Origin of the sequence: Escherichia albertii NBRC 107761 = DSM 17582, from assembly GCF_000759775.1 — a bacterium.
In the GTDB taxonomy this organism is placed as follows: Bacteria; Pseudomonadota; Gammaproteobacteria; order Enterobacterales; family Enterobacteriaceae; genus Escherichia; species Escherichia albertii.
The window spans coordinates 1-26,199 of sequence record NZ_BBMY01000064.1; the positions used below are offsets into that span (position 1 = coordinate 1).

Annotated in this window: 48 protein-coding genes; 7 read left to right on the plus strand and 41 right to left on the minus strand. The window is 49.3% G+C overall.

All coding sequences use genetic code 11. From position 1 onward, the window contains the following. Positions 1-218 (minus strand): hypothetical protein (locus tag EA14781_RS25435; protein WP_042335721.1); only part of this gene is annotated, 218 nt, incomplete at its 3' end. A 90-nt stretch (positions 219-308) separates the two neighbouring features. Between EA14781_RS25435 and EA14781_RS12285 the strand changes: the two genes are divergently transcribed. Continuing rightward, entirely contained in the window at positions 309-863 is a 555-nt protein-coding gene (locus tag EA14781_RS12285) for a gamma carbonic anhydrase family protein (protein ID WP_001286225.1), read from the plus strand. Here EA14781_RS12285 and EA14781_RS12290 read toward each other — a convergent pair. From EA14781_RS12290 to dprA, 6 genes are read right to left on the minus strand one after another with little or no spacing between them, the layout of a single operon-like run. Next, positions 839-1,096, minus strand: a complete 258-nt coding sequence (locus EA14781_RS12290; protein ID WP_001076935.1) for a DUF1488 family protein — start codon at positions 1,094-1,096, stop codon at positions 839-841. The two genes, EA14781_RS12285 and EA14781_RS12290, sit on opposite strands and share 25 nt — an antisense overlap. Further along, positions 1,093-1,911, minus strand: a complete 819-nt coding sequence (aroE, locus tag EA14781_RS12295; RefSeq protein WP_000451208.1) for a shikimate dehydrogenase — start codon at positions 1,909-1,911, stop codon at positions 1,093-1,095. The genes EA14781_RS12290 and aroE overlap by 4 nt, the downstream gene beginning before the upstream one ends. A gap of 4 nt (positions 1,912-1,915) precedes the next feature. Continuing rightward, positions 1,916-2,488 (minus strand): L-threonylcarbamoyladenylate synthase type 1 TsaC, encoded by a 573-nt coding sequence (tsaC, locus tag EA14781_RS12300; RefSeq protein ID WP_002460853.1) that lies wholly within the window; start codon positions 2,486-2,488, stop codon positions 1,916-1,918. Between the two features lie 4 nt (positions 2,489-2,492). Further along, positions 2,493-3,035: a DNA topoisomerase family protein gene (locus EA14781_RS12305; RefSeq protein ID WP_024164695.1), complete on the minus strand. Its 543-nt coding sequence runs from the start codon at positions 3,033-3,035 to the stop codon at positions 2,493-2,495. Positions 3,036-3,063: 28 nt separating this feature from the next. After that, complete coding sequence (smg, locus tag EA14781_RS12310; protein WP_000460677.1) at positions 3,064-3,537, minus strand: DUF494 family protein Smg; 474 nt, start codon at positions 3,535-3,537, stop codon at positions 3,064-3,066. Then, positions 3,509-4,633, minus strand: a complete 1,125-nt coding sequence (dprA, locus tag EA14781_RS12315) for a DNA-protecting protein DprA (RefSeq protein WP_000228574.1) — start codon at positions 4,631-4,633, stop codon at positions 3,509-3,511. The genes smg and dprA overlap by 29 nt, the downstream gene beginning before the upstream one ends. A gap of 129 nt (positions 4,634-4,762) precedes the next feature. On the opposite strand from dprA, the gene def reads away from it, so the two are divergent. From def to mscL, 5 genes are all read left to right on the plus strand, one after another. Continuing rightward, on the plus strand, positions 4,763-5,272 hold the full coding sequence (gene def, locus EA14781_RS12320; RefSeq protein ID WP_000114984.1) for a peptide deformylase: 510 nt from the start codon (positions 4,763-4,765) through the stop codon (positions 5,270-5,272). Between the two features lie 14 nt (positions 5,273-5,286). Further along, entirely contained in the window at positions 5,287-6,234 is a 948-nt protein-coding gene (fmt, locus tag EA14781_RS12325; RefSeq protein ID WP_000004445.1) for a methionyl-tRNA formyltransferase, read from the plus strand. A 45-nt stretch (positions 6,235-6,279) separates the two neighbouring features. Continuing rightward, positions 6,280-7,569, plus strand: coding sequence for a 16S rRNA (cytosine(967)-C(5))-methyltransferase RsmB (gene rsmB, locus EA14781_RS12330; RefSeq protein WP_002460850.1), 1,290 nt, complete (start codon positions 6,280-6,282; stop codon positions 7,567-7,569). 21 nt (positions 7,570-7,590) lie between these two features. After that, on the plus strand, positions 7,591-8,967 hold the full coding sequence (gene trkA, locus EA14781_RS12335; protein WP_000691376.1) for a Trk system potassium transporter TrkA: 1,377 nt from the start codon (positions 7,591-7,593) through the stop codon (positions 8,965-8,967). Between the two features lie 129 nt (positions 8,968-9,096). Continuing rightward, entirely contained in the window at positions 9,097-9,507 is a 411-nt protein-coding gene (gene mscL / locus EA14781_RS12340) for a large-conductance mechanosensitive channel protein MscL (RefSeq protein ID WP_000022447.1), read from the plus strand. On the opposite strand, the gene EA14781_RS12345 is transcribed toward mscL, so the two are convergent. The 31 genes from EA14781_RS12345 to rpsJ all read right to left on the minus strand — a co-directional run bounded on the left by EA14781_RS12345 (position 9,504) and on the right by rpsJ (position 24,344). Then, complete coding sequence (locus EA14781_RS12345) at positions 9,504-9,722, minus strand: alternative ribosome-rescue factor A (RefSeq protein WP_000092707.1); 219 nt, start codon at positions 9,720-9,722, stop codon at positions 9,504-9,506. The genes mscL and EA14781_RS12345 overlap by 4 nt on opposite strands. Positions 9,723-9,778: 56 nt before the next feature. Beyond that, on the minus strand, positions 9,779-10,204 hold the full coding sequence (gene zntR / locus EA14781_RS12350) for a Zn(2+)-responsive transcriptional regulator (RefSeq protein WP_000285599.1): 426 nt from the start codon (positions 10,202-10,204) through the stop codon (positions 9,779-9,781). Between the two features lie 10 nt (positions 10,205-10,214). After that, positions 10,215-10,583 (minus strand): DnaJ family domain-containing protein, encoded by a 369-nt coding sequence (locus EA14781_RS12355; RefSeq protein ID WP_000266519.1) that lies wholly within the window; start codon positions 10,581-10,583, stop codon positions 10,215-10,217. A 106-nt stretch (positions 10,584-10,689) separates the two neighbouring features. After that, positions 10,690-11,073, minus strand: coding sequence for a 50S ribosomal protein L17 (gene rplQ, locus EA14781_RS12360; protein ID WP_001216368.1), 384 nt, complete (start codon positions 11,071-11,073; stop codon positions 10,690-10,692). A 40-nt stretch (positions 11,074-11,113) separates the two neighbouring features. After that, entirely contained in the window at positions 11,114-12,103 is a 990-nt protein-coding gene (locus tag EA14781_RS12365) for a DNA-directed RNA polymerase subunit alpha (protein ID WP_001162092.1), read from the minus strand. A 25-nt stretch (positions 12,104-12,128) separates the two neighbouring features. Beyond that, the gene (rpsD, locus tag EA14781_RS12370) at positions 12,129-12,749 is read right to left on the minus strand and encodes a 30S ribosomal protein S4 (protein ID WP_000135224.1); all 621 of its coding nucleotides are present in this window, start codon (positions 12,747-12,749) and stop codon (positions 12,129-12,131) included. Positions 12,750-12,782: 33 nt separating this feature from the next. Continuing rightward, positions 12,783-13,172 carry a 30S ribosomal protein S11 gene (gene rpsK / locus EA14781_RS12375; protein WP_001029684.1) on the minus strand — a complete coding sequence of 130 codons (390 nt, stop codon included), beginning with the start codon at positions 13,170-13,172 and terminating at the stop codon, positions 12,783-12,785. A 16-nt stretch (positions 13,173-13,188) separates the two neighbouring features. Next, on the minus strand, positions 13,189-13,545 hold the full coding sequence (rpsM, locus tag EA14781_RS12380) for a 30S ribosomal protein S13 (RefSeq protein ID WP_000090773.1): 357 nt from the start codon (positions 13,543-13,545) through the stop codon (positions 13,189-13,191). 146 nt (positions 13,546-13,691) lie between these two features. Next, positions 13,692-13,808, minus strand: a complete 117-nt coding sequence (gene rpmJ, locus EA14781_RS12385) for a 50S ribosomal protein L36 (RefSeq protein ID WP_000868187.1) — start codon at positions 13,806-13,808, stop codon at positions 13,692-13,694. A gap of 31 nt (positions 13,809-13,839) precedes the next feature. Beyond that, positions 13,840-15,171: a preprotein translocase subunit SecY gene (gene secY, locus EA14781_RS12390; protein ID WP_001118864.1), complete on the minus strand. Its 1,332-nt coding sequence runs from the start codon at positions 15,169-15,171 to the stop codon at positions 13,840-13,842. A gap of 7 nt (positions 15,172-15,178) precedes the next feature. Beyond that, positions 15,179-15,613 (minus strand): 50S ribosomal protein L15, encoded by a 435-nt coding sequence (gene rplO / locus EA14781_RS12395; protein WP_001238916.1) that lies wholly within the window; start codon positions 15,611-15,613, stop codon positions 15,179-15,181. Positions 15,614-15,616: 3 nt separating this feature from the next. Next, a complete protein-coding gene (gene rpmD, locus EA14781_RS12400; RefSeq protein WP_001140433.1) occupies positions 15,617-15,796 on the minus strand; it encodes a 50S ribosomal protein L30 in 180 nt (59 codons plus the stop codon). Between the two features lie 3 nt (positions 15,797-15,799). Continuing rightward, positions 15,800-16,303, minus strand: a complete 504-nt coding sequence (rpsE, locus tag EA14781_RS12405) for a 30S ribosomal protein S5 (RefSeq protein WP_000940121.1) — start codon at positions 16,301-16,303, stop codon at positions 15,800-15,802. A gap of 14 nt (positions 16,304-16,317) precedes the next feature. Continuing rightward, positions 16,318-16,671 (minus strand): 50S ribosomal protein L18, encoded by a 354-nt coding sequence (rplR, locus tag EA14781_RS12410; protein ID WP_000358960.1) that lies wholly within the window; start codon positions 16,669-16,671, stop codon positions 16,318-16,320. 9 nt (positions 16,672-16,680) lie between these two features. Next, complete coding sequence (gene rplF, locus EA14781_RS12415; RefSeq protein WP_000091934.1) at positions 16,681-17,214, minus strand: 50S ribosomal protein L6; 534 nt, start codon at positions 17,212-17,214, stop codon at positions 16,681-16,683. A gap of 12 nt (positions 17,215-17,226) precedes the next feature. Next, positions 17,227-17,619 carry a 30S ribosomal protein S8 gene (gene rpsH, locus EA14781_RS12420; RefSeq protein WP_000062611.1) on the minus strand — a complete coding sequence of 131 codons (393 nt, stop codon included), beginning with the start codon at positions 17,617-17,619 and terminating at the stop codon, positions 17,227-17,229. Positions 17,620-17,652: 33 nt separating this feature from the next. After that, positions 17,653-17,958: a 30S ribosomal protein S14 gene (gene rpsN / locus EA14781_RS12425; RefSeq protein WP_001118930.1), complete on the minus strand. Its 306-nt coding sequence runs from the start codon at positions 17,956-17,958 to the stop codon at positions 17,653-17,655. A gap of 14 nt (positions 17,959-17,972) precedes the next feature. Further along, complete coding sequence (gene rplE / locus EA14781_RS12430) at positions 17,973-18,512, minus strand: 50S ribosomal protein L5 (protein ID WP_001096200.1); 540 nt, start codon at positions 18,510-18,512, stop codon at positions 17,973-17,975. A gap of 14 nt (positions 18,513-18,526) precedes the next feature. Further along, positions 18,527-18,841 carry a 50S ribosomal protein L24 gene (gene rplX / locus EA14781_RS12435; protein WP_000729184.1) on the minus strand — a complete coding sequence of 105 codons (315 nt, stop codon included), beginning with the start codon at positions 18,839-18,841 and terminating at the stop codon, positions 18,527-18,529. A 10-nt stretch (positions 18,842-18,851) separates the two neighbouring features. Next, a complete protein-coding gene (rplN, locus tag EA14781_RS12440; protein WP_000613955.1) occupies positions 18,852-19,223 on the minus strand; it encodes a 50S ribosomal protein L14 in 372 nt (123 codons plus the stop codon). Between the two features lie 164 nt (positions 19,224-19,387). Beyond that, positions 19,388-19,642: a 30S ribosomal protein S17 gene (rpsQ, locus tag EA14781_RS12445; protein ID WP_000130100.1), complete on the minus strand. Its 255-nt coding sequence runs from the start codon at positions 19,640-19,642 to the stop codon at positions 19,388-19,390. After that, complete coding sequence (gene rpmC / locus EA14781_RS12450) at positions 19,642-19,833, minus strand: 50S ribosomal protein L29 (protein WP_000644742.1); 192 nt, start codon at positions 19,831-19,833, stop codon at positions 19,642-19,644. The genes rpsQ and rpmC overlap by 1 nt, the downstream gene beginning before the upstream one ends. Then, positions 19,833-20,243 carry a 50S ribosomal protein L16 gene (gene rplP / locus EA14781_RS12455; protein ID WP_000941212.1) on the minus strand — a complete coding sequence of 137 codons (411 nt, stop codon included), beginning with the start codon at positions 20,241-20,243 and terminating at the stop codon, positions 19,833-19,835. The genes rpmC and rplP overlap by 1 nt, the downstream gene beginning before the upstream one ends. 12 nt (positions 20,244-20,255) lie before the next feature. Then, the gene (gene rpsC, locus EA14781_RS12460) at positions 20,256-20,957 is read right to left on the minus strand and encodes a 30S ribosomal protein S3 (RefSeq protein WP_000529945.1); all 702 of its coding nucleotides are present in this window, start codon (positions 20,955-20,957) and stop codon (positions 20,256-20,258) included. Positions 20,958-20,974: 17 nt separating this feature from the next. Next, complete coding sequence (gene rplV / locus EA14781_RS12465; protein ID WP_000447529.1) at positions 20,975-21,307, minus strand: 50S ribosomal protein L22; 333 nt, start codon at positions 21,305-21,307, stop codon at positions 20,975-20,977. A gap of 14 nt (positions 21,308-21,321) precedes the next feature. Beyond that, the gene (rpsS, locus tag EA14781_RS12470) at positions 21,322-21,600 is read right to left on the minus strand and encodes a 30S ribosomal protein S19 (RefSeq protein ID WP_001138117.1); all 279 of its coding nucleotides are present in this window, start codon (positions 21,598-21,600) and stop codon (positions 21,322-21,324) included. Between the two features lie 16 nt (positions 21,601-21,616). Next, positions 21,617-22,438 carry a 50S ribosomal protein L2 gene (rplB, locus tag EA14781_RS12475; protein WP_000301864.1) on the minus strand — a complete coding sequence of 274 codons (822 nt, stop codon included), beginning with the start codon at positions 22,436-22,438 and terminating at the stop codon, positions 21,617-21,619. Between the two features lie 17 nt (positions 22,439-22,455). Then, complete coding sequence (gene rplW / locus EA14781_RS12480) at positions 22,456-22,758, minus strand: 50S ribosomal protein L23 (protein WP_000617544.1); 303 nt, start codon at positions 22,756-22,758, stop codon at positions 22,456-22,458. Then, entirely contained in the window at positions 22,755-23,360 is a 606-nt protein-coding gene (gene rplD, locus EA14781_RS12485; RefSeq protein ID WP_000424395.1) for a 50S ribosomal protein L4, read from the minus strand. Before rplD ends, rplW begins: the two co-directional genes overlap by 4 nt. Before the next feature lie 10 nt (positions 23,361-23,370). After that, positions 23,371-24,000, minus strand: a complete 630-nt coding sequence (gene rplC, locus EA14781_RS12490; protein WP_000579831.1) for a 50S ribosomal protein L3 — start codon at positions 23,998-24,000, stop codon at positions 23,371-23,373. 32 nt (positions 24,001-24,032) lie between these two features. Continuing rightward, the gene (rpsJ, locus tag EA14781_RS12495; RefSeq protein ID WP_001181004.1) at positions 24,033-24,344 is read right to left on the minus strand and encodes a 30S ribosomal protein S10; all 312 of its coding nucleotides are present in this window, start codon (positions 24,342-24,344) and stop codon (positions 24,033-24,035) included. Positions 24,345-24,722: 378 nt separating this feature from the next. Between rpsJ and EA14781_RS12505 the strand changes: the two genes are divergently transcribed. Continuing rightward, positions 24,723-25,190, plus strand: a complete 468-nt coding sequence (locus EA14781_RS12505; protein ID WP_000381755.1) for a prepilin peptidase — start codon at positions 24,723-24,725, stop codon at positions 25,188-25,190. A 2-nt stretch (positions 25,191-25,192) separates the two neighbouring features. On the opposite strand, the gene bfr is transcribed toward EA14781_RS12505, so the two are convergent. The 3 genes from bfr to EA14781_RS23280 all read right to left on the minus strand — a co-directional run. Continuing rightward, positions 25,193-25,663: a bacterioferritin gene (gene bfr, locus EA14781_RS12510; RefSeq protein WP_000675521.1), complete on the minus strand. Its 471-nt coding sequence runs from the start codon at positions 25,661-25,663 to the stop codon at positions 25,193-25,195. Positions 25,664-25,735: 72 nt separating this feature from the next. Continuing rightward, a complete protein-coding gene (gene bfd / locus EA14781_RS12515) occupies positions 25,736-25,930 on the minus strand; it encodes a bacterioferritin-associated ferredoxin (RefSeq protein WP_000289089.1) in 195 nt (64 codons plus the stop codon). Between the two features lie 183 nt (positions 25,931-26,113). Beyond that, positions 26,114-26,199 (minus strand): EF-Tu C-terminal domain-related protein (locus EA14781_RS23280; RefSeq protein ID WP_000740160.1); only part of this gene is annotated, 86 nt, incomplete at its 5' end.

Genomic DNA, 26,199 nt, shown 5'->3' on the forward strand with positions numbered 1-26,199 from the left:
CTCACTGTCGCGAGGTGGCGTATATTACGCTTTCCTCTTTCAGAGTCAACCCCGAATTTCAGGATTTTTCTCTTCATTGTTACGACCATCTTGTGAAGTGTTTCACGTTGTCGTCTCAACGGAGGCGCATTATAGGGATCCCAATTTTTTGCACAAGTACTTTTTTGATCTTTTTTTTCGTTTGTTGTTTTTTCAGCCTTTTTGCTGTATTCGCACACAAAACGGTGCTTTTTTGCATACTAAAAGACTTGCACAAGGCCAATAATGCACCCAAAGTCATCAGTAAATCATTTATTGTTGAGGTAAGTATGTCTGATGTTTTACGCCCATACCGCGATCTTTTTCCACAAATCGGTCAGCGCGTAATGATCGACGATAGTAGTGTCGTGATTGGTGACGTTCGTCTGGCTGATGATGTGGGGGTTTGGCCGCTCGTTGTGATTCGCGGTGACGTGAATTATGTACAGATCGGTACCCGCACTAATATTCAGGATGGTAGCGTCTTACATGTAACCCATAAATCGACAACCAATCCCCAGGGTAATCCATTAATCGTAGGTGAAGACGTCACGGTTGGACACAAGGTCATGCTTCATGGCTGTACTATTGGTAATCGAGTACTGGTTGGAATGGGCTCAATTTTACTTGATGGCGCTGTAATAGAAGATGATGTGATGATCGGCGCGGGTAGCCTGGTACCGCAAAATAAACGGCTGGAGAGCGGATATCTGTATCTCGGTAGCCCCGTTAAACAGATCCGCCCGTTAAGTGATGAAGAGAAGGCTGGGTTACGCTACTCCGCGAATAACTACGTCAAATGGAAAGATGAGTATCTGGATCAGGGTAACCAGACCCAACCTTGATCATCTTCGCTTTGATCCTGAATCAAGCCTTCTGCCTCTTCTTCCAGGTCCCAGCGATGCTGACGAAAATTCGCTAACCACTGTTCTGGCGTATCTCCTGCAAAGCGGTTCGCCAGACTCTCTCCCGTAATAGCGCAAGTGAGCTGCATACCATTTACAAGAGCGGGAAAACAAACGCATTTTTTACTCTCGTTCCACTCTTCCCTGTCTGGAAACTGGATGGTCTGATTCACGCGGACAACTCCTCCTGCAATTGCTTTATAACTGGTTCTACGTCAGGCAGAACACCGTGCCAGAGAAGAAAGGCATGAGCAGCCTGCGCGACTAACATCCCCAATCCATCCGCATTACGTTTTGAGCCTTGCTGCTCACACCATGCCAGAAAAGGCGTTTTTCCTTTCTGATAGAACATGTCATAGCAACAAATGCTAGGATGAATGAGCGATGCCGGGATCGCCGGAATATCACCACTAATCCCACTGGATGTCGCGTTAATAATAAGATCGAACTCATGACCTTCCAGTTCGTCCATACCCAACGCCTGAATACTGCCAGTGTGCGCAAACAATTTAGCCAACTCTTCCGCGCGGGATACCGTCCGATTAGTGATTGTCACCGCACAGTCCAGGGAAAGGAGTGGCAGTAGTACGCCGCGAGATGCTCCACCAGCACCGATCAACAAAATACGTAAGCCGGAGCGAATGAAAGACAGACGTTCCAGATCGCTTAGCAAACCTATGCCATCAGTATTGTCACCCAGCAGGCGCCCATCTTCTAACCACTTGAGAGTATTAACTGCTCCAGCCAACGCCGCCCGTTCCGTGAGCTCGTCCGCTCTGGCAAATGCTTCCTCTTTAAAAGGCACAGTAACATTCGCACCTTTGCCACCCGCAGCAAAAAACGCATTCAATGTATTAATGAAATCATTGATTGGCGCCAGTACGCGACCATAGGGATGTTCAATATGCAATTGCTGTGCAAATTGCTGATGAATAAATGGCGATTTGCTGTGGGCTATCGGATTACCAAAAACAGCATAGGTTTCCATTATGTTACCCCTGTCGAAACAGTTCACCCGTCAGGGCATCGCGGATTTCTGAAGGATTTAAGCGCCCTCCCGTTTCACCGGGCACAACCGGGAACTCCACACCAAATTGTGCGCGAACTTCCTCAACTGTTCGACAAGGCGGCAATCCACTCAAGTTGGCACTGCTAGAAACCAGAGGTTTACCATAAGCCTGGCACAAAGCAACCACCAACGGATGGTCGGTGACTCGTACAGCAAGCGAATCAAAGCGCCCCGTTAACCAGCGCGGTGTTGTCGAAGGCGCGGGAAAGACAAAGGTTACAGGGCCAGGCCAACGAGAAAAAATGGTTTCACGCTGCGCTTTCGTCAGCATGCTGTCATCAATATAGGGTTTAAGCTGCTCGTAATTTGCCGCGATTAAAATCAGTCCCTTATCAACCGGGCGCTGTTTTAAATCCAACAGTCGCATCACTGCTGTTTCGCTATCAGGATCGCACCCGACACCGAAAACGGCTTCCGTTGGATAGGCGATGACACGTTCTTCATTGAGAACATCTATCGCAGATGCGATAGCGTCTCCTTGCAGGTTATTGTTCACGTTATTATTCCGCCGAAGCCGGCTTTCCACATTGTTTACTGGCACAAAAGTGTTTTACACCCTGCGCGGTTTTCTTTTCGATGAGTAGCGGATAATGACACTCAGGGCACTCTCCGGCTATGGGCTTGAAGTTAATAGCAAATTGACACTCAGGGTAGCGATCACAGGAGTGAAATGTTTTGCCATAACGGGAACGGCGCTGGACCAGATGGCCCGTCCGACATTGGGGACATGTAATTGCTGTTTCGTCCGGTTTATCGATAAGTTCGGTATGTTCGCATTCAGGGTAGTTACTACAACCAATAAACATACCAAAGCGTCCCTGGCGTAATACCAGATTTGCCCCACATGCAGGGCAAATCTGCCCCTCCAGAACTTTGACGATATGACCGTCCGCTGATGATTTCAGAGGACGGACGTAGTCACACGCCGGATACTGTGAGCATCCAAGAAACGGACCGTGTTTCCCGGATCGAATAACCAGTTCAGCCCCGCACTTTGGGCAGGACTCATTATTACGCACCGTGAACAGTGCTGATTTCGCCATAACAACTTATGCTGAATTAAAGAAATGATTAATGCAGCATACCTTCATTCACTTCAAAGAGTAATTCTTCCATTTGCTGGTACGCATTTTCGCAGCCCGGGATGTTGAACAACACCATCAGGATCACCCACTTCAGGTCTTCCAGGTCGAACTCTGCGTTATCCAGCGCGAGCACTCGCTCTATCACCATTTCACGAGTTTCAAGGTTGAGCACCTGAATCTGCTCAAGGAAAAGCAAAAATCCACGACAGCTGGCATCCAGTCTTTCACACTCTTCAGGCGTATAAATACGCATGGAAAGAGGATCAGAAGCCAGTTGCATCGGTTCTGCCAGTCTTTCCTGATAATCCGCAAGCTTTTCCAGCCAAAGCAGAGCATTGTAGATATCTTCTCGATCAAATCCTGCGTCGGTAAGATCCTGTTCAAGTTTGTCTTGATCCACACGCAACTCAGCTTCAGTGTGAATATAGGTTTCAAACAAATACATTAGTACGTCGAACATGGCATGCCCTCCTCAATCGGACATAGCCGCCGGGTACAGCTGCGATCCATCCTGCTAACTCCAGTTCAAGTAGTTGAGTAACTACCTCTGGCACAGGTTGGCCGGCACGTTCAGCGACGACGTCAACAGGTGTTACCTCATCTCCTACGTTAGCCAGGAGCTCAGGAAATGGCAATGCCACGTCTTCCTGATCTGGTGAATAAAATGATTTTTCAGGGGCACCAGGCAACCATCGCAATCCGTTTTGCAAATTTGCCAGAATTTCTTCTGGCTCCGTCACAAGAATCGCACCTTGCTTTATTAACCAGTGAGGTCCTTCACTTCCCGGATTACCTAATGGGCCAGGCAACGCAAAAACGTCGCGCCCCTGTTCAAGCGCACAACGCGCTGTCACCAGAGAACCACTACGCAAAGCAGCCTCCACCACCAGCACACCTTTACTTAGACCGCTAATAATGCGATTTCTTCGTGGGAAATTATAAGCCAGTGGGGGTGCATCAAGGGGAAATTCCGAGACAAGAGCGCCACCATGTTCAAGTAAACCGGCGGCCAGCCGGGCATGGCGACGAGGATGAATAGTATTAAGTCCATTGCCCAGAACAGCAATACTGACACCATTGACCTGCAAGGCTGCTTTATGCGCCACACCGTCGATTCCACGCGCCAGGCCGCTGGTAATTGTCACGCCATACGCCGCCAACGATTCGCAAAACAGGCGCCCCCACCGTTCACCATACCATGAATGTGCCCGACTCCCCACGACGGCAAGCTGAAACGATTGCAAGGCGTGCAGCTCTCCAGCAACAAACAGCGCGCCTGGATAATCTGTCGTCGCAAGAAGTTGAGGAGGATAAAATTTGCTGTCCGCAGGGATTAAATGGTGATTTGGTTGTTCCAGCCAGCGGAGTGAACTTTCGAAACTCTTCTGCGAAAATGAAAGAAAACGATGTGCCTGTCGCGATGAAAGCCCCGCCTGTTGTAATACAAGATCATCAATATGCGACTGTTCTGCCAACCTGCGAGCTATACGGACCATATCATCGCCGTACAATGTACTCACGCTCATCAAACGCAGCCAAATTTCTGTGTCGACCATCCTTATCCCCTTGCCATAAGCAGCTTTAGCAATCTTTACGATTGGTCAGTGATGCTGTCAATCAGAGGGGGATTTGTCTAGAATAGAAGAAATAATCTTTCTAACTCCTGAACACATCTCTGGAGATTTATGTCAGTTTTGCAAGTGTTACATATTCCGGACGAGCGGCTTCGCAAAGTGGCTAAACCGGTAGAAGAAGTGAATGCAGAAATTCAGCGTATCGTCGATGATATGTTCGAGACGATGTACGCAGAAGAAGGTATTGGCCTGGCAGCAACCCAGGTTGATATCCATCAACGTATCATCGTTATTGATGTTTCGGAAAACCGTGACGAACGGCTGGTGTTAATCAACCCGGAGCTTTTAGAAAAAAGCGGCGAAACAGGCATTGAAGAAGGCTGCCTGTCGATCCCTGAACAGCGTGCTTTAGTGCCGCGTGCAGAGAAAGTGAAAATTCGCGCCCTGGACCGTGACGGTAAACCATTTGAACTGGAAGCAGACGGTCTGTTAGCCATCTGTATTCAGCATGAAATGGATCACCTGGTTGGCAAGCTATTTATGGATTACCTGTCACCGCTGAAACAACAACGTATTCGTCAGAAAGTTGAAAAACTGGATCGTCTGAAAGCCCGGGCTTAAGGATAAGAACTAACGTGTCAGAATCACTACGTATTATTTTTGCGGGTACACCTGACTTTGCAGCGCGTCATCTGGACGCGCTGCTGTCTTCTGGACATAACGTCGTTGGTGTGTTCACCCAACCGGATCGACCTGCAGGTCGCGGCAAAAAACTGATGCCCAGCCCGGTCAAAGTCCTGGCAGAAGAGAAAGGGTTACCGATTTTTCAGCCTGTTTCCCTGCGCCCACAAGAAAACCAACAACTGGTCGCCGATCTGCAGGCTGATGTCATGGTCGTCGTCGCCTACGGGTTAATTCTGCCTAAAACTGTGCTGGAAATGCCGCGTCTCGGCTGTATCAACGTTCATGGTTCACTACTGCCACGCTGGCGCGGAGCCGCACCGATTCAACGCTCACTTTGGGCGGGCGATGCAGAAACCGGTGTCACCATTATGCAAATGGATGTCGGCCTGGACACGGGCGACATGCTCTATAAACTCTCCTGTCCGATTACCACCGAAGATACCAGTGGTACGTTGTATGACAAACTGGCAGAGCTTGGCCCACAAGGGCTTATCACCACGTTGAAACAACTGGCAGACGGGACGGTGAAACCAGAAGTTCAGGACGAAACTCTTGTCACTTACGCCGAAAAGTTAAGTAAAGAAGAAGCGCGTATTGACTGGTCACTTTCGGCAGCACAGCTTGAACGCTGCATTCGCGCTTTTAATCCATGGCCAATGAGTTGGCTGGAAATTGAAGGACAGCCGGTTAAGGTCTGGAAAGCGTCGGTCATTGATACGGCGACCAAAGCTGCACCAGGAACGATCCTTGAAGCCAACAAACAAGGCATCCAGGTTGCAACTGGCGATGGCATCCTGAACCTGCTCTCGTTACAACCTGCGGGTAAGAAAGCGATGAGCGCGCAAGACCTCCTGAATTCACGTCGGGAATGGTTTGTCCCGGGCAACCGTCTGGCCTGATAGTCCACTCTTCTAAGCCCGGTCTTGCCGGGCATTTTTATACTTATGAAAAAACAACGTAATTTACGTAGCATGGCGGCACAGGCCGTTGAACAAGTCGTCGAGCAAGGGCAATCATTAAGCAACATTCTGCCACCGCTACAGCAAAAAGTTTCTGATAAAGATAAAGCACTTCTACAAGAGTTGTGCTTTGGCGTACTGCGTACGCTTTCACAGTTAGACTGGCTGATTAATAAGTTAATGACCCGTCCGATGACCGGCAAACAGCGTACTGTGCATTACCTGATTATGGTTGGTTTGTATCAACTGCTTTATACCCGCATTCCACCTCATGCTGCGCTGGCTGAAACGGTTGAAGGTGCTGTCGCAATTAAGCGCCCGCAACTTAAGGGGCTGATTAACGGCGTGTTACGCCAGTTCCAACGTCAGCAAGAAGAGTTATTAGCCGAGTTTAATGCCAGTGATGCACGTTATCTGCATCCCTCCTGGCTGCTAAAACGTCTGCAAAAAGCGTATCCAGAGCAGTGGCAATCCATCGTTGAAGCCAATAACCAGCGCCCTCCCATGTGGCTGCGCGTCAACCGCACACACAATTCCCGCGACAGTTGGCTTGCCTTACTGGAAAAGGCAGGAATGAAAGGATTCCTGCATGCTAATTATCCTGATGCAGTCCGCCTGGAAATACCCGCGCCCGTTCATGCGCTGCCCGGTTTTGACGAAGGATGGGTTACCGTTCAGGATGCATCAGCGCAAGGTTGCATGACCTGGCTTGCTCCACAAAACGGTGAACACATTCTGGATCTTTGCGCCGCCCCCGGCGGTAAAACAACGCATATCCTTGAAGTTGCTCCAGAAGCGCAAGTTATGGCGGTTGATATTGACGAACAGCGCCTGTCTCGCGTGTATGACAATCTAAAACGCCTTGGGATGAAGGCAACCGTGAAACAAGGTGATGGCCGCTCCCCTTCCCAATGGTGTGGTGAGCAACAGTTCGATCGTATTTTATTAGATGCGCCTTGCTCTGCTACCGGTGTGATTCGTCGCCATCCCGATATTAAATGGCTGCGTCGCGATCGCGATATCGCCGAACTCGCTCAGTTGCAGTCTGAAATTCTCGATGCTATCTGGCCACATTTAAAATCAGGCGGAACGTTGGTGTATGCCACTTGCTCGATATTGCCGGAAGAGAATAGCCAACAAATTAAAGCCTTTTTGCAACGTACTGAAGATGCCATGCTTTGCGAAACCGGAACACCAGAGCAACCGGGTAAGCAGAATCTGCCAGACGCTGAAGAAGGTGACGGCTTCTTTTACGCTAAGCTAATCAAAAAGTGATGAAATAACAGGTCGCGACTGATGAAAATTATCATTCTGGGCGCCGGACAAGTTGGCGGCACACTAGCTGAAAATCTGGTTGGCGAAAACAACGATATTACTGTTGTCGATACCAACGGTGAACGTCTGCGAACGTTGCAGGATAAATTTGATCTGCGGGTAGTACAAGGGCATGGCTCGCACCCACGTGTGTTACGGGAAGCCGGTGCCGACGATGCTGATATGCTGGTCGCCGTGACCAGTTCAGACGAAACAAACATGATTGCCTGCCAGGTGGCCTATTCACTTTTCAATACGCCAAATCGCATCGCCCGTATTCGTTCTCAAGACTATGTCCGCGATGCCGACAAGTTATTCCACACAGATGCCGTACCTATTGACCATTTGATCGCGCCAGAGCAGTTGGTTATCGATAATATTTATCGCCTGATCGAATATCCTGGCGCATTACAGGTGGTAAATTTTGCGGAAGGCAAAGTCAGTCTGGCTGTGGTAAAGGCCTATTACGGTGGCCCACTGATTGGTAATGCGCTTTCGACTATGCGCGAACATATGCCGCATATTGACACCCGCGTCGCTGCAATTTTCCGTCATGATCGCCCCATTCGCCCACAAGGATCAACCATCGTTGAAGCGGGTGATGAGGTATTCTTTATTGCCGCATCGCAACATATCCGCGCGGTGATGAGTGAATTACAACGTCTGGAAAAACCGTATAAACGGATCATGCTGGTTGGCGGAGGTAATATCGGTGCTGGGCTGGCGCGTCGTCTGGAAAAAGACTACAGCGTCAAACTCATCGAACGTAATCAGCAACGCGCTGCCGAGCTGGCAGAAAAATTACAGAATACGATCGTCTTTTTTGGTGATGCTTCAGATCAGGAACTGCTAGCCGAAGAGCACATTGATCAAGTGGATCTATTTATCGCTGTCACCAATGATGACGAAGCCAATATCATGTCCGCTATGCTTGCTAAACGTATGGGCGCGAAAAAAGTGATGGTTTTGATCCAGCGTCGCGCTTATGTGGATTTGGTTCAGGGAAGCGTGATCGATATTGCAATTTCTCCCCAGCAAGCAACCATCTCCGCACTGCTCAGTCACGTACGAAAAGCGGATATTGTTGGCGTTTCCTCACTTCGCCGTGGTGTAGCAGAAGCTATTGAAGCCGTTGCTCACGGTGACGAAAGTACCTCTCGTGTCGTAGGCAGGGTTATTGATGAAATTAAACTGCCGCCGGGAACAATTATTGGAGCAGTGGTACGTGGAAATGATGTCATAATCGCCAATGACAATTTACGCATTGAGCAGGGCGATCACGTGATTATGTTCCTGACGGATAAAAAATTTATTACCGACGTTGAACGACTGTTCCAGCCAAGTCCTTTCTTCTTGTAATTAATAAGGCGTCTTACGGCGCCTTATTATTTCCCTTTTTTCTTCAAGGTTTAATTAAATTTATTCCTGAAAGGAAAATAGCTTAACATTTGTTAGACTTATCATTGTCAGTTTCATAGGGGGAACAACATGAGTATTATTAAAGAATTTCGCGAATTTGCGATGCGCGGGAATGTGGTGGATTTGGCGGTAGGTGTCATTATCGGTGCGGCCTTCGGTAAAATTGTCTCCTCACTGGTTGCCGATATCATCATGCCACCACTGGGGTTATTAATTGGTGGGATCGACTTTAAACAGTTTGCCGTTACTCTGCGCGATGCACAGGGAGATGTACCCGCAGTTGTGATGCATTATGGTGTCTTCATTCAAAACGTATTCGATTTCCTGATCGTTGCCTTTGCTATCTTTATGGCAATAAAGCTAATCAATAAACTGAATCGTAAGAAAGAAGAACCGGTCGCCGCGCCTGCGCCGACCAAAGAAGAAGTGTTACTGACAGAGATTCGTGATTTGCTGAAAGAGCAGAATAACCGCTCTTAACAAATATCCAAAAGCAGAAGGCCAGTGGTAAAAAAGTGATTTACTTTCTTGCCACTGGCCTCCCAGTTACCCCGATTGCCATGTTTACCTTTACGCATATAACTGCCTTTCCCTTTCTTGTTTTTCTCTACTCGCAGTCTGAACAAGGGGTCATGCAGTAATGCTTCAACTGCATTATCCTTTATCTGCCCTTTTGTATGCTGATATCGGCTCATAAAAACTCCAGTTGGTTGTTTTAACGGCGCGAGTGTAATCTCGCCAGTGCAATAAATCAACAGTCAACCTTAAGGCCGCTCGTACCTTGTTCAAGAGCTTCAAGAATCGAGCAATAAACGCTGCTATGGGCTGTGCCGCAGCAGGCATCATTAAGTCGTTGCAAGGAACGCTGCATATTCTGCAATTCGGCTATCCTGGCTTCCACTTCCTGTAATCTTTCCTGCACAATGCCTTTCGATTCCTGACAAGTATGATGTTCAGGATCGATACGGATCGACAGTAATTCGCGGATCGACTCAAGGCTAAAACCGAGCTGTCTGGCATGGCGAATAAACTTCAAGCGTCTGAGATCACTTTCAGTATAAAGACGAAAACCACCTTCGGTACGTACTTCATGATCCATCATCTGTTGCTTTTCGTAATAACGAATAGTGTCAGGCGTCACTTCTGCCATTTTTGCCAACTCACCAATGCGATACATACATACTCCACTAGTTATCGTTGATTTTATTCAACAACTTGTCAGCATAATCGCCGCGTAAAAAGTCAGTACTCAATCCAGCTTGTCGCAGTTTTAATTCCAGTAATGACAACCGGCGGCTAACCTCCTGATATTGTGGATTATCCTGGCGAATAGCTTTGAGAATATCCAAAAGCAGTATTGCTTCCTTTCGCTGCTCAAGTTCTGGCGGTAAGCAACCTGCATTCTTCAACAATCGATAACCTGCACGCAGTTCCGGCGGTACATGGGAATCATCATCCAGCATCAATGGTTCGCCGTTACCTAGTAAGTTATCAAATTCACCTTTCGCTTGAGCTTCTGATATATGGCGCTCTGCCCACTGGTCAAGTAACCACATAAATACTCCAGGGGATGAACAAAAAGAGTACGGCTATTGTAGATAAGTGGGGATACTACGGGTATAAAAAAACCCGCCGGAGCGGGTTTTTTTACGTTGCTTCAGATTACTCTGCAGCAGCTTCTGCTTTCTCTGAACGATCAACCAGCTCGATGTAAGCCATCGGCGCGTTGTCGCCTGCACGGAAGCCACACTTCAGAATACGAGTGTAACCACCGGCACGGCTCGCGAAACGCGGGCCCAGTTCGTTAAACAGTTTTGCCACGATCTCGTTATCACGAGTACGGGCGAATGCCAGACGACGATTAGCAACGCTATCAGTCTTGGCAAGAGTAATCAGCGGCTCAACTACGCGGCGCAGCTCTTTCGCTTTAGGCAGAGTCGTCTTGATGATTTCATGACGAACCAGTGAACCTGCCATATTGCGGAACATAGCCTGGCGATGGCTGCTGTTGCGGTTCAGTTGACGACCACTCTTACGATGGCGCATGACCTTATCCTTCTCAGTAAAACCTTAACCTGTGATCCGGTTACTCGTCAGCGATGCTTGCCGGTGGCCAGTTTTCCAGGCGCATGCCCAGAGACAGTCCACGGGAAGCCAGCACGTCTTTAATCTCGGTAAGAGATTTTTTACCAAGGTTAGGCGTTTTAAGGAGCTCAACCTCAGTACGCTGTACCAGATCACCGATATAGTGGATAGCTTCTGCTTTAAGGCAGTTAGCAGAGCGGACAGTCAATTCCAGATCGTCAACAGGGCGCAGCAGGATCGGATCGAACTCTGGTTTCTCTTCCTTCACTTCCGGCTGACGTACATCACGTAAGTCAACGAAAGCTTCCAGTTGTTCAGCCAGAATGGTTGCCGCACGACGAATCGCCTCTTCAGGATCGATTGTGCCGTTGGTTTCCATTTCGATGACCAGCTTGTCCAGGTCGGTACGCTGTTCTACACGCGCTGCTTCAACATTGTAGGCAATACGCTCTACAGGGCTGTAGCATGCGTCGACCAGCAGACGGCCGATTGGGCGCTCATCTTCTTCCGAATGAATTCGGCTAGAAGCCGGCACATAACCACGACCGCGCTGAACTTTGATACGCATGCTAATAGACGCGTTCTCATCGGTCAGGTGGCAGATCACGTGCTGCGGCTTGACGATTTCGACATCACCGTCGTGGGTGATATCGGCTGCAGTCACAGGGCCAATGCCAGATTTATTCAAGGTAAGAATAACTTCATCTTTGCCCTGAACTCTCACCGCCAGCCCTTTCAGGTTGAGCAGGATTTCCAGGATATCTTCCTGAACGCCTTCTTTGGTGCTGTACTCATGCAGTACACCATCAATCTCAACCTCGGTCACCGCGCAACCCGGCATCGATGAGAGCAGAATACGGCGCAGTGCGTTACCCAGAGTATGGCCAAAGCCACGCTCTAAAGGCTCAAGGGTCACCTTGGCGTGCGTCGAACTCACTTGCTCGATATCAACCAGGCGCGGTTTTAGAAACTCTGTCACAGAACCCTGCATTGTGTCCTCTCTTTGGTACTAAGCTTTACTTGGAGTAAAGCTCGACGATCAGGTGTTCGTTAATGTCCGCAGACAGATCAGAACGCTCCGGCTTACGCTTAAACGTACCTTCCATCTTGCCAGCATCAACTTCCAGCCAGGTTGGCTTTTCACGCTGCTCAGCCAGCTCCAGAGCGGCTTTCACGCGAGACTGCTTCTTCGCTTTCTCACGAATGCTTACAACGTCATTCGGACTAACCTGATAAGAAGCGATGTTAACAACACGACCGTTTACCATAATTGCTTTATGGCTAACCAGCTGACGTGCTTCTGCACGAGTGGCACCGAAGCCCATACGGTATACAACGTTGTCCAGACGACCTTCCAGCAGAGCCAACAGGTTTTCACCGGTGTTGCCTTTCAGACGTGCTGCTTCTTTGTAGTAGTTACGGAACTGACGCTCCAGCACACCATAGATACGGCGAACTTTTTGCTTTTCACGCAACTGCACACCATAGTCAGACAGACGCGGTTTACGCGCACCGTGCTGGCCAGGAGCTTGTTCAATTTTACACTTGGTATCGATCGCGCGAACGCCAGACTTAAGGAATAAGTCGGTGCCCTCACGACGGCTCAGCTTGAGCTTAGGACCCAAATATCTTGCCATTTTCTTTCTCCAACAAACCTGGAAAACGAAGCGTTATACGCGACGTTTTTTCGGCGGACGACAACCGTTATGAGGGATCGGAGTCACATCAGTAATGTTAGTGATGCGGAAACCTGCGGCATTCAGAGCACGAATAGTAGATTCGCGACCTGGACCCGGACCTTTAACCATAACTTCCAGATTCTTGATGCCGTATTCTTTCACGGCGTCAGCGCAACGCTCTGCTGCAACCTGAGCTGCAAACGGAGTGGATTTGCGAGAACCACGGAAACCGGAACCACCGGCAGTTGCCCAACCCAACGCGTTACCCTGACGATCAGTGATAGTCACGATGGTGTTGTTGAAAGAAGCATGGATATGAGCCACGCCGTCAGAGACTTGTTTTCTTACACGTTTACGTGCACGAATTGGTGCCTTTGCCATTATTCAATCACCCCGATTATTTCTTGATCGGTTTGCGCGGACCCTTACGGGTACGAGCGTTGGTCTTGGTACGCTGACCGCGAACCGGGAGACCACGACGATGACGCAAACCGCGATAGCAACCAAGATCCATCAGGCGCTTGATGCTCATGCTGATTTCACGGCGCAGATCACCTTCAACGACAAATTTGGCAACTTCGTCACGCAGCGTGTCGATTTGTCCTTCAGACAGCTCACTGATCTTAACATCTTCAGCGATACCCGCTGCAGCCAGAATGGCTTTGGAACGGGTCTTGCCGATGCCATAAATCGAAGTTAATGCGATTACGGCATGCTTATGATCAGGAATGTTAATGCCTGCTATACGGGCCACTATGCACTCCTACTATTTAATATGTACGTTCCATGCTGAAAAGCCCGTTTTCAGGATACTCAAATGGAAACGCACAGACATACAAAAGATTGGCTGGCTAATCTAGCCAGCTCAACCCAACTTTGCAAGAAAAATATGCGAATAAATCAGCCTTGGCGCTGTTTATGCTTCGGCTCGGCACTGCAAATCACACGGATGACACCATCACGCTTAACGATTTTGCAGTTACGGCATAATTTCTTGACGGAAGCACGAACTTTCATTTTTACTCTCCGTAACTTCTCGGGCGCCCAATTAACGGCCGTAGCCTTTCAGGTTCGCCTTCTTCAATGCAGACTCATACTGACTGGACATCATCAGAGTTTGCACTTGAGCCATAAAGTCCATAATCACGACAACAACGATAAGCAGTGAGGTTCCACCGAAGTAGAACGGTACTTTCATTGCATCACGCATGAACTCCGGGATCAGGCAGATAAAGGTAATGTACAGCGCACCAACTAAAGTCAGACGGGTCATTACTTTATCGATATACTTCGCCGTTTGCTCTCCCGGACGAATTCCTGGTACAAATGCACCGGACTTCTTCAGGTTATCTGCTGTTTCACGCGGGTTGAAAACCAACGCCGTGTAGAAGAAACAGAAGAAGATGATTGCAGACGCATAGAGTAACACATAAAGCGGTTGCCCAGGCTGCAAATACAGCGAAATTGTTGTCAGCCAGTTCCAACCAGTACCGCCCCCGAACCATGACGCGATGGTCGCCGGGAACAGAATAATACTGGAAGCGAAGATTGCCGGGATTACCCCCGCCATATTCACTTTCAGCGGTAAATGTGTGCTCTGTGCAGCATAGACACGACGACCCTGCTGACGTTTTGCGTAGTTTACCACAATACGGCGTTGACCACGCTCAACAAATACAACAAAGAACGTCACTGCAAATACTAATACTGCAACCAACAGCAACACGAGGAAGTGCAGGTCGCCTTGACGCGCTTGCTCGATAGTATGGGCAATGGCTGGCGGGAGTCCCGCGACAATACCGGCGAAGATAATGATTGAAATACCGTTGCCGATACCTCGTTCAGTGATCTGTTCACCCAACCACATCAGGAACATCGTTCCTGTGACCAGACTTACAACAGCGGTGAAATAGAATGCAAAGCCCGGGTTCATTACCAAGCCTTGCATACCAGGCATATTCGGCAAACCGGTAGCAATACCGATCGACTGGAATATCGCCAGCACCAGAGTACCGTAGCGGGTGTACTGGCTGATCTTACGCCGACCAGACTCCCCTTCTTTCTTAATTTCTGCCAACGTTGGATGAACCACCGTTAGCAGCTGGATAATAATTGATGCCGAAATGTACGGCATGATACCCAGAGCAAAGATAGAAGCACGGCTAAGGGCACCACCAGAGAACATGTTAAACATTTCAATGATGGTGCCTCGCTGTTGCTCAAGCAGTTTGGCAAGTACAGCGGCATCAATACCAGGGATCGGAATAAAAGAGCCAATACGGAACACAATCAGCGCGCCGATAACGAACAGCAGTCTGCGTTTCAGCTCGCCTAAGCCACCTTTGGCACTTTGAAAATCTAATCCCGGTTGTTTAGCCATCTGCTACTTATTCCTCGATTTTACCGCCAGCAGCTTCAATAGCAGCACGAGCGCCTTTAGTAACACGCAGACCACGAACAGTTACCGGAGTAGTGATTTCACCAGCCAAGATCACTTTCGCGAACTCGATCTGGATACCGATAATGTTAGCCGCTTTCAGCGTGTTCAGGTCTACAACACCGCCTTCTACTTTAGCCAGGTCAGACAGACGAACTTCGGCTGTAATCGCTGCTTTACGAGAAGTGAAGCCGAATTTCGGCAGACGACGGTACAGTGGCATCTGACCACCCTCGAAACCGCGACGTACGCCACCGCCAGAACGAGATTTCTGACCTTTGTGACCACGACCACCGGTTTTACCGAGGCCAGAACCGATACCACGACCCAGGCGTTTACCCGCCTTTTTGGAGCCTTCGGCCGGAGACAGAGTATTTAAACGCATCTCTTACTCCTCAACTTTAACCATGAAGGAAACCGCGTTGATCATACCGCGAATAGCAGGAGTATCCTCGCGCTCTACGGTGTGACCAATACGACGCAGACCCAGGCCAAGCAGCGTTGCCTTATGTTTCGGCAGACGACCGATTGCACTGCGGGTTTGAGTAATTTTAATAGTCTTTGCCATGGTTTATTTCCCCAGAATTTCTTCAACGGATTTACCACGCTTGGCAGCGACCATTTCTGGAGAATTCATATTTTCCAGGCCATCAATAGTTGCACGAACCACGTTGATCGGGTTGGTGGAACCATATGCTTTAGCCAGAACGTTATGAACCCCAGCGACTTCCAGAACGGCACGCATTGCACCGCCGGCGATGATACCGGTACCTTCGGAAGCCGGCTGCATGAATACGCGAGAACCCGTGTGAACACCTTTAACAGGGTGCTGCAGAGTGCCGTTATTCAGCGCGACGTTAATCATATTGCGACGGGCTTTTTCCATCGCTTTCTGGATCGCTGCTGGAACTTCACGCGCTTTACCGTAACCAAAACCAACGCGACCGTTACCATCGCCAACTACAGTCAGAGCTGTGAAGGAGAAAATACGACCACCTTTAACGGTTTTAGATACGCGGTTTACCGCGATCAGCTTTTCCTGCAGTTCGCCAGCTTGTTTTTCGATGTGAGCCATCTTACACCTCTACCTTAGAACTGAAGGCCAGCTTCACGGGCAGCATCTGCCAGTGCCTGGACACGACCATGATATTGGAACCCGGAACGGTCAAAGGATACATCTTTGATGCCTTTTTCCAGAGCGCGTTCAGCGACAGCTTTACCCACAGCTGCAGCCGCGTCTTTGTTACCGGTGTACTTCAGTTGTTCAGCGATAGCTTTTTCTACAGTAGAAGCGGCTACCAGAACTTCAGAACCGTTCGGTGCAATTACCTGTGCGTAAATGTGACGCGGGGTACGATGTACCACCAGGCGAGTTGCGCCCAGCTCCTGGAGCTTGCGGCGTGCGCGGGTCGCACGACGGATACGAGCAGATTTCTTATCCATAGTGTTACCTTACTTCTTCTTAGCCTCTTTGGTACGCACGACTTCGTCGGCGTAACGAACACCCTTGCCTTTATAAGGCTCAGGACGACGGTAGGCGCGCAGATCCGCTGCAACCTGGCCGATCACCTGCTTATCAGCGCCTTTCAGCACGATTTCAGTCTGAGTCGGACATTCAGCAGTGATACCCGCAGGCAGCTGATGGTCAACAGGATGAGAGAAACCCAGGGACAGGTTAATCACATTGCCTTTAACCGCTGCACGATAACCTACACCAACCAGCTGCAGCTTCTTAGTGAAGCCTTCGGTAACACCGATAACCATTGAGTTCAGCAGGGCACGCGCGGTACCAGCCTGTGCCCAACCGTCTGCGTAACCATCACGCGGACCGAAGGTCAAGGTATTATCTGCATGTTTAACTTCAACAGCATCGTTGAGAGTACGAGTCAGCTCGCCGTTTTTACCTTTGATCGTAATAACCTGACCGTTGATTTTTACATCAACGCCGGCAGGAATAACGACCGGTGCTTTAGCAACACGAGACATTTTTTCCTCCGATTAGGCTACGTAGCAGATAATTTCGCCACCAAGACCAGCCTGGCGCGCTGCACGATCAGTCATAACACCTTTAGAGGTAGAAACAACTGCAATACCCAGACCCGCCATAACTTTCGGCAGCTCATCTTTACGTTTATAGATGCGCAGACCTGGGCGGCTGACACGCTGAATGCTTTCTACAACAGCTTTGCCCTGGAAATACTTAAGAGTCAGTTCCAGTTCAGGCTTGGTGTCGCCTTCAACTTTAAAATCTTCAATAAAACCTTCTTCCTTCAGCACGTTGGCGATTGCCACTTTCAGCTTGGAGGAAGGCATGGTGACCGCAGCTTTGTTCGCGGCCTGACCGTTACGGATACGGGTCAGCATATCCGCGATCGGATCTTGCATGCTCATCTGTCTTTACTCCCGTGATTCAATTGGTGACAATTACCAGCTAGCCTTTTTCAGACCCGGGATTTCACCGCGCATAGCGGCTTCACGGACCTTAATACGGCTCAACCCGAACTTCCGCAGGAAACCATGCGGACGACCTGTTTGACGGCAGCGGTTACGCTGACGAGACGGGCTGGAATCACGCGGCAGAGTCTGCAGCTTGAGAACAGCGTTCCAACGATCTTCGTCGGAAGCGTTCACATCAGAGATGATCGCTTTCAGTTCAGCGCGTTTCGCGAAGTATTTATCAGCTAAAGCTACGCGTTTTACTTCGCGTGCTTTCATTGATTGCTTAGCCATTTAGTAACCCTACCTTACTTGCGGAACGGGAAGTCAAAGGCAGCCAGCAGAGCACGGCCTTCTTCATCAGATTTCGCAGTAGTGGTAATGGTAATATCCAAACCACGAACGCGGTCGACTTTATCGTAGTCGATTTCTGGGAAGATGATCTGCTCACGGACACCCATGCTGTAGTTACCACGACCGTCGAAAGACTTAGCGGACAAGCCACGGAAGTCACGGATACGCGGTACAGCAATAGTGATCAGGCGCTCAAAGAACTCCCACATGCGTTCGCCACGCAGAGTTACTTTACAGCCGATCGGATAGCCCTGACGGATTTTGAAGCCTGCAACGGATTTGCGTGCTTTGGTGATCAGCGGTTTTTGACCGGAGATTGCTGCCAGATCTGCTGCTGCGTTATCCAGCAGTTTTTTGTCAGCGATCGCTTCACCAACACCCATGTTCAGGGTGATCTTCTCGACCCGAGGGACTTGCATGACAGAATTGTAGTTAAACTCAGTCATGAGTTTTTTAACTACTTCGTCTTTGTAGTAATCATGCAGTTTCGCCATCGTACTACTCCAAATTACTTGATAGTTTCGCCGTTAGATTTGAAGAAACGGACTTTTTTACCGTCTTCGAATCTAAAGCCTACACGGTCAGCCTTGCCGGTTGCCGCATTGAAGATTGCTACGTTGGAAACCTGAATAGCGGCTTCTTTTTCAACGATGCCACCCGGTTGATTCAGAGCCGGAACCGGCTTCTGGTGTTTCTTAACCAGGTTGATACCTTCAACAATGACCTTGCCGGAAGACAGGACATTCTTAACTTTACCGCGCTTACCTTTGTCTTTACCGGTTAACACGATAACTTCGTCATCACGACGGATCTTCGCTGCCATGATTCGCTCCTTAGAGTACTTCTGGTGCCAGAGAGATAATTTTCATGAACTTCTCACTACGAAGCTCACGAGTTACCGGCCCAAAAATACGCGTACCGATAGGCTGCTCGCTGTTGTTGTTCAGAAGAACACAAGCATTACCATCGAAGCGAATGACAGAACCGTCCGGGCGACGAACACCCTTCTTGGTGCGCACCACTACCGCCTTCAGCACATCACCTTTTTTGACCTTACCACGCGGAATTGCTTCTTTGATGGTGATCTTGATGATGTCGCCTACGCCTGCGTAGCGACGGTGCGAGCCACCCAGAACCTTGATACACATTACGCGACGTGCACCGGAGTTGTCGGCGACGTTCAGCATAGTCTGTTCTTGGATCATTTTAGTGCTCCGCTAATGTCAACTACTACTGAGACCCGAAAATCAGGTCGTTAAAAAGCCCCATATCGAGGGCGCGGCATTATAACACCGCTTCAGCGATATGGGTAGAAAAAATAAACGGCCCATTACTGAGCCGTTTATTCGTATCGAGAGAGTGTACTGTATTACAGAACCGCTTTCTCTACAACGCGAACCAGCGTCCAGGATTTAGTCTTGGACAACGGACGGCATTCGCGGATTTCAACCACGTCGCCGATACCGCATTCGTTGTTCTCGTCATGTACGTGCAGTTTGGTCGTACGCTTGATGAATTTACCGTAGATCGGGTGTTTCACAAAACGTTCGATAGCAACAACAATGGATTTCTCCATTTTGTCGCTAACAACGCGACCTTGCAGAGTACGGATTTTATCGGTCATTACGCACCCGCCTTCTCAGTCAGTAAAGTCTTAACGCGTGCGACATCACGACGCACTTGCTTCAACAGGTGAGACTGTTGCAGCTGGCCACTTGCAGCCTGCATACGCAGGTTGAACTGCTCACGCAGCAGGTTCAGCAGCTCGGTGTTCAGCTCTTCAACGCTCTTCTCACGCAGCTCTTTTGCTTTCATTACATCACCGTCTTAGTTACAAAGGTGGTTTTAATCGGCAGTTTCGCTGCTGCCAGCTTGAATGCTTCACGGGCCAGCTCTTCCGGAACACCGTCCATTTCATACAGGACTTTACCCGGCTGAATCAAGGCAACCCAATACTCCACGTTACCTTTACCTTTACCCATACGCACTGCCAGCGGCTTTTCAGTGATCGGTTTGTCCGGGAACACACGGATCCAGATCTTACCTTGACGCTTAACTGCACGGGTCATAGCACGACGTGCTGCTTCGATCTGACGGGCAGTCAGACGACCACGGCCAACAGCTTTCAGACCGAAGCTGCCGAAGCTAACATCCGTACCCTGCGCCAGACCGCGGTTACGGCCTTTGTGCATTTTACGGAATTTTGTACGCTTTGGTTGTAACATCAGCGACGCTCCTTATTTACGGCCTTTACGCTGCTGCTTTTTAGGCTGAGCAGCCGGTTTTTCCGGTTGTTCAACAGCAGCCATACCACCCAGGATCTCGCCTTTGAAGATCCACACTTTAACGCCGATTACACCGTAAGTGGTGTGCGCTTCAGAGGTGTTGTAGTCGATATCAGCACGCAGAGTGTGCAGCGGTACGCGACCTTCGCGGTACCATTCGGTACGTGCGATTTCCGCGCCGCCCAGACGGCCGCTAACTTCAACTTTGATACCTTTAGCGCCCAGACGCATTGCGTTCTGTACAGCACGCTTCATCGCACGACGGAACATAACACGACGTTCCAGCTGAGAAGTGATGCTGTCAGCAACCAGTTTTGCGTCCAGTTCAGGCTTACGAACTTCGGCGATGTTGATCTGTGCAGGAACGCCAGCGATGTCCGCTACGACCTTACGCAGTTTTTCTACGTCTTCACCTTTTTTACCGATAACGATACCCGGGCGAGCAGTGTGAATAGTTACACGGATGCTCTTAGCCGGACGCTCGATAACGATACGAGATACGGACGCTTTAGCCAGTTCCTTCGTCAGGTACTGACGTACTTTAAAATCGCTGTCCAGGTTGTCAGCGAATTCTTTGGTGTTCGCAAACCAGGTAGAGTTCCATGGTTTTACAATACCCAGGCGAATACCATTAGGATGTACTTTCTGACCCATTGCTAGTCTCCAGAGTCTCAGCGATCGGACACAACCACAGTAATGTGGCTGGTGCGCTTCAGGATGCGATCTGCACGACCTTTTGCACGCGGCATAATGCGCTTCATGCTCGGGCCTTCGTCTACGAAAATTTTCGTAACTTTCAGATCGTCAATGTCAGCGCCATCGTTGTGTTCAGCATTAGCAATGGCAGATTCCAGAACTTTCTTGACCAGTACAGCCGCTTTCTTATTGGTGTAGGTCAGAATATCCAGAGCCTGCGACACTTTCTTACCGCGAATCAGGTCCGCAACAAGGCGAACCTTCTGAGCAGAAGAACGAGCATGGCGATGTTTAGCGATAGTTTCCATCTCTTCCTCCTACCTTATTTCTTCTTCGCTTTTTTATCAGCAGCGTGGCCGCGATAAGTACGAGTCGGTGCGAATTCACCCAGTTTGTGACCGACCATTTCGTCGGTTACAAATACCGGAACGTGCTGACGACCATTATGGACAGCGATGGTCAAACCGATCATGTTAGGAAAGATCGTTGAACGACGGGACCAAGTGCGCAGGGGCTTCTTGTCTCCGCTTTCCACCGCTTTCTCTACCTTCTTCAGCAAGTGCAGGTCAATAAAAGGACCTTTCTTGAGAGAACGTGGCATGGCTTATCCTCTAAAATTATTTGCTACGGCGACGTACGATAAATTTATCAGTACGCTTGTTGCTGCGGGTCTTCTTACCTTTGGTCTGAACGCCCCACGGAGTTACCGGGTGCTTACCAAAGTTACGACCTTCACCACCACCATGTGGGTGGTCTACCGGGTTCATCGCGGTACCGCGAACGGTCGGACGAACACCACGCCAGCGTGCAGCACCAGCTTTACCCAGAACGCGCAGCATATGCTCAGCATTGCCAACTTCGCCCAGGGTTGCACGGCAGTCTGCTTCGACTTTACGCATTTCACCAGAACGCAGACGCAGGGTGACATAAGCACCATCACGAGCAACGATCTGAACGTAAGTACCAGCAGAACGTGCCAGCTGACCGCCTTTACCTGGTTTCATTTCTACGTTGTGAACGGTAGAACCAACCGGGATGTTGCGCATCGGCAGGGTGTTGCCTGGTTTGATTGCAGCATCAACGCCAGACTGAATCTGGTCGCCAGCTTTCAGGCCTTTAGGGGCCAAGATGTAACGGCGTTCACCGTCTTTGTACAGAACCAGCGCGATGTTCGCGGAACGGTTCGGATCGTACTCAAGACGTTCAACAACTGCCGGGATACCGTCTTTGTTGCGTTTGAAATCAACAATACGGTAAGCCTGCTTGTGGCCACCACCGATATGACGAGTGGTGATACGGCCATTGTTGTTACGACCACCGGATTTGCTGTTTTTTTCCAGCAACGGAGCAAAAGGTTTGCCCTTGTGCAGCTCAGGGTTAACCACTTTAACTACGTGGCGACGACCCGGAGATGTCGGTTTACATTTAACAACTGCCATTGTATTACTCCTCCGACTTACTCAGCGCCGCCAACGAAGTCCAGATTCTGGCCTTCTTTCAGGGTGACGTAAGCTTTTTTCCAGTCGCTACGACGACCGATACGCTGTCCGTGACGTTTAACTTTCCCTTTAACTACCAGGGTGTTAACGACTTCGACTTCGACTTCAAACAGTTTCTGCACAGCAGCTTTGATTTCTGCTTTGGTCGCGTCTTTAGCAACTTTGAGTACGATGGTGTTGGATTTTTCCATCGCAGTAGACGCTTTTTCAGAAACGTGCGGTGCACGCAGCACCTTCAGCAGACGTTCTTCACGAATCATGCCAGCATCTCCTCAACTTGCTTAACAGCATCAGCAGTCATTACGACTTTGTCGAAGGCGATCAGGCTAACCGGGTCGATACCAGTTGCATCGCGTACGTCAACCTTGTGCAGGTTGCGCGCAGCCAGGAACAGGTTCTCGTCCAGCTCACCGGTGATGATCAGCACATCTTCCAGAGCCATGTCTTTCAGTTTCTGTGCCAGCAGCTTGGTTTTCGGTGCTTCTACAGAGAACTTCTCGACAACGATCAGACGATCCTGACGTACCAGTTCGGACAGAATGCTTTTCAGCGCGCCGCGGTACATCTTCTTGTTAACTTTTTGACTGTGGTCCTGCGGACGAGCAGCGAAGGTCACGCCACCAGAACGCCAGATCGGGCTCTTGATAGAACCAGAACGCGCACGGCCGGTACCTTTCTGGCGCCACGGTTTTTTACCGGAACCAGTTACTTCAGCACGAGTCTTCTGAGCACGAGTGCCCTGACGAGCACCAGCTGCATAAGCAACAACAACCTGGTGAACCAGCGCTTCGTTGAAATCACGACCGAAGGTAGTTTCGGAAACAGTCAGCGCGCTCTGCGCGTCTTTCAATACTAATTCCATTGCTATCTCCTCACGCCTTCACAGCTGGTTTAACGATCAGGTCGCTACCGGTAGCACCCGGAACTGCACCTTTAACCAGCAGCAGGTTGCGCTCAGCGTCAACACGTACTACGTCCAGGCTCTGAACGGTTACACGCTCGTTACCCAGCTGACCTGCCATTTTCTTGCCTTTGAATACTTTGCCCGGAGTCTGGTTCTGACCGATAGAACCCGGTACGCGGTGAGACAAGGAGTTACCGTGAGTAGCGTCCTGGGTACGGAAGTTCCAGCGCTTAACGGTACCTGCGAAACCTTTACCTTTGGAGGTGCCAGTTACATCAACTTTTTTAACGTCAGCAAACAGTTCAACGCTAATGCTCTGACCTACAGTGAACTCTTCGCCTTCAGCCAGGCGGAATTCCCACAGACCACGACCAGCTTCTACGCCAGCTTTAGCGAAGTGGCCAGCTTCAGGCTTGGTCACACGGTTAGCTTTTTTAGCACCGGTGGTTACCTGAATAGCACGGTAGCCATCGTTAGCCAGGTCTTTAACCTGAGTAACGCGGTTTGCTTCAACTTCGATTACGGTTACTGGGATAGAAACGCCGTCTTCTGTGAAGATACGGGTCATACCCACTTTTTTACCGACTAAACCAATCATTGTTTCAACCTCTCAATCGCTCAATGACCTGATTAACCCAGGCTGATCTGCACGTCTACACCGGCAGCCAGATCCAGACGCATCAGAGCATCAACGGTTTTCTCGGTTGGCTCAACGATGTCAACCAGACGCAAGTGAGTACGAATTTCGTACTGATCGCGCGCGTCTTTGTTGACGTGCGGGGAGATCAGAACAGTGAAGCGCTCTTTGCGTGTCGGCAGCGGGATCGGACCACGGACCTGCGCACCAGTGCGCTTGGCAGTCTCGACGATTTCCGCGGTTGCTTGATCGATCAGACGATGATCAAACGCTTTCAGGCGGATACGGATTCTTTGGTTCTGCATGAGACCAGAGCTCCAATTATTTTATAAACGAAAATGATTACTCCTCAGACCCATTACGATTGATGGGAGAGTGTAACCGTTCTTACGTAGCCCCCCGATTGGGGGCATTGTTAGGTAGCCAAAATCAGCTAACTGAGGTTCAGATTGAACCTGCTGTCAACTACGACAAGCCCGCGCATTATACGTAAATCTGAGCCTGACGCAAGCATCGCGTAGAAATTAATCGCAATGAACAGATTGCGAGCTGTATTCCACCCAATATGTAAGATTGTGAAGACAGGATTTTTCGCTGGAACGAGGTTAACAAAGCAGTAAATCCTTTGTTGATGATTATCTGACGCTATTAGAAGGTGATACGTCAATTACAGAGGATGTTTTATGGATACTACCCTTCCCTTTCTGAGCTTATACATTTGTTTATCGACACTGCTTTTCTTCTATGATGCAAAGCATGGTTTGTTGCCCGACAGATTTACCTGCCCGCTGCTCTGGTCAGGGCTTCTGTTTTATCAAATTTGTCACCCGGCCGATTTAGCCAATGCGTTATGGGGGGCAATTATCGGCTACGGCGCATTCGCTATTATTTACTGGGGTTACCGCACTCTGCGACATAAAGAAGGATTAGGTTATGGAGATGTGAAGTTTCTCGCCGCGCTGGGTGCCTGGCATACATGGACATTCCTGCCGCGGCTGGTTTTCCTTGCTGCCTCATTTGCTTGCGGGGCTGTTGCTCTTGGTGTACTCATAAGAGGAAAAGAATCATTAAAAAACCCGCTGCCTTTTGGACCATTTCTGGCGGCTGCGGGTTTCGTTGTTGGCTGGGATAGTTTGCTGACAGACAGTTAGTCTTAAACTTTAATTTGTGATTGCAGATAATTTTGCAGCCCAATTTTACTTATCAGATCCAGTTCAGTTTCGAGCCAATCGATGTGACCTTCTTCATCGCCAAGGATCTCAATCATCATATCGCGGCTGACATAATCATGGACGCTGTCAGCATAAGCAATAGCCTCACGGAGCTCCTTAGCGCCTTCCAGCTCTAATCGCAGGTCGGATTGCAGCATCTCTTCGACATCTTCACCAATCCCCAGTTTGCCTAAATCCTGTAAGTTGGGGATCCCCTCTAAGAACAAAATACGCTCAATATATTTATCTGCGTGTTTCATCTCATCAATAGATTCATGGTATTCGACATCATTAAGACGCATCAGGCCCCAGTTTTTAAACATTCGGGCATGAAGAAAATACTGATTTATTGCGACAAGCTCGTTTCCCAATAGTTTATTGAGATAATTTATGATTTTAACATCGCCTTTCATTTTATAGTCCCTCCGCTTCCACTATTAGAGCGTAGATGGGGCTAGCGGGATGTCAAAAAATAAGCGGGAACTTTAGGCGCTCTCTTTGAATTCGGGCATCTGCAACAACTCATCCTGCATTACTTCACGTGCAGCACGAATGCACTTACCACATTGATTTCCAACAGGAATAAACTTGCGTAATTGTTGAAAGGATTGAGGATGAAACTGACGCACTGCCTGGCGAATTTTTTTGTCACTTACACCATTACACAAACAAACGTACATGATTGCTCCCGTGCAAATTATGCGCAAAGTGTAAATGAGAATGGTTATAATTACAATAGCACAGTTTTATTTACCCCTGAAGTAAGCGAGCAAAAATTACGGCTAAATATTTCCAGATAAAATCACGGACAGCAAAAAGGGCGCCGAAGCGCCCTTTTCAATTCAAAACTAATTAACGAGTAATTAGCCCAGAACTTTAGCTACAACGCCCGCGCCAACGGTACGACCGCCTTCACGGATTGCGAAACGCAGACCGTCGTCCATCGCGA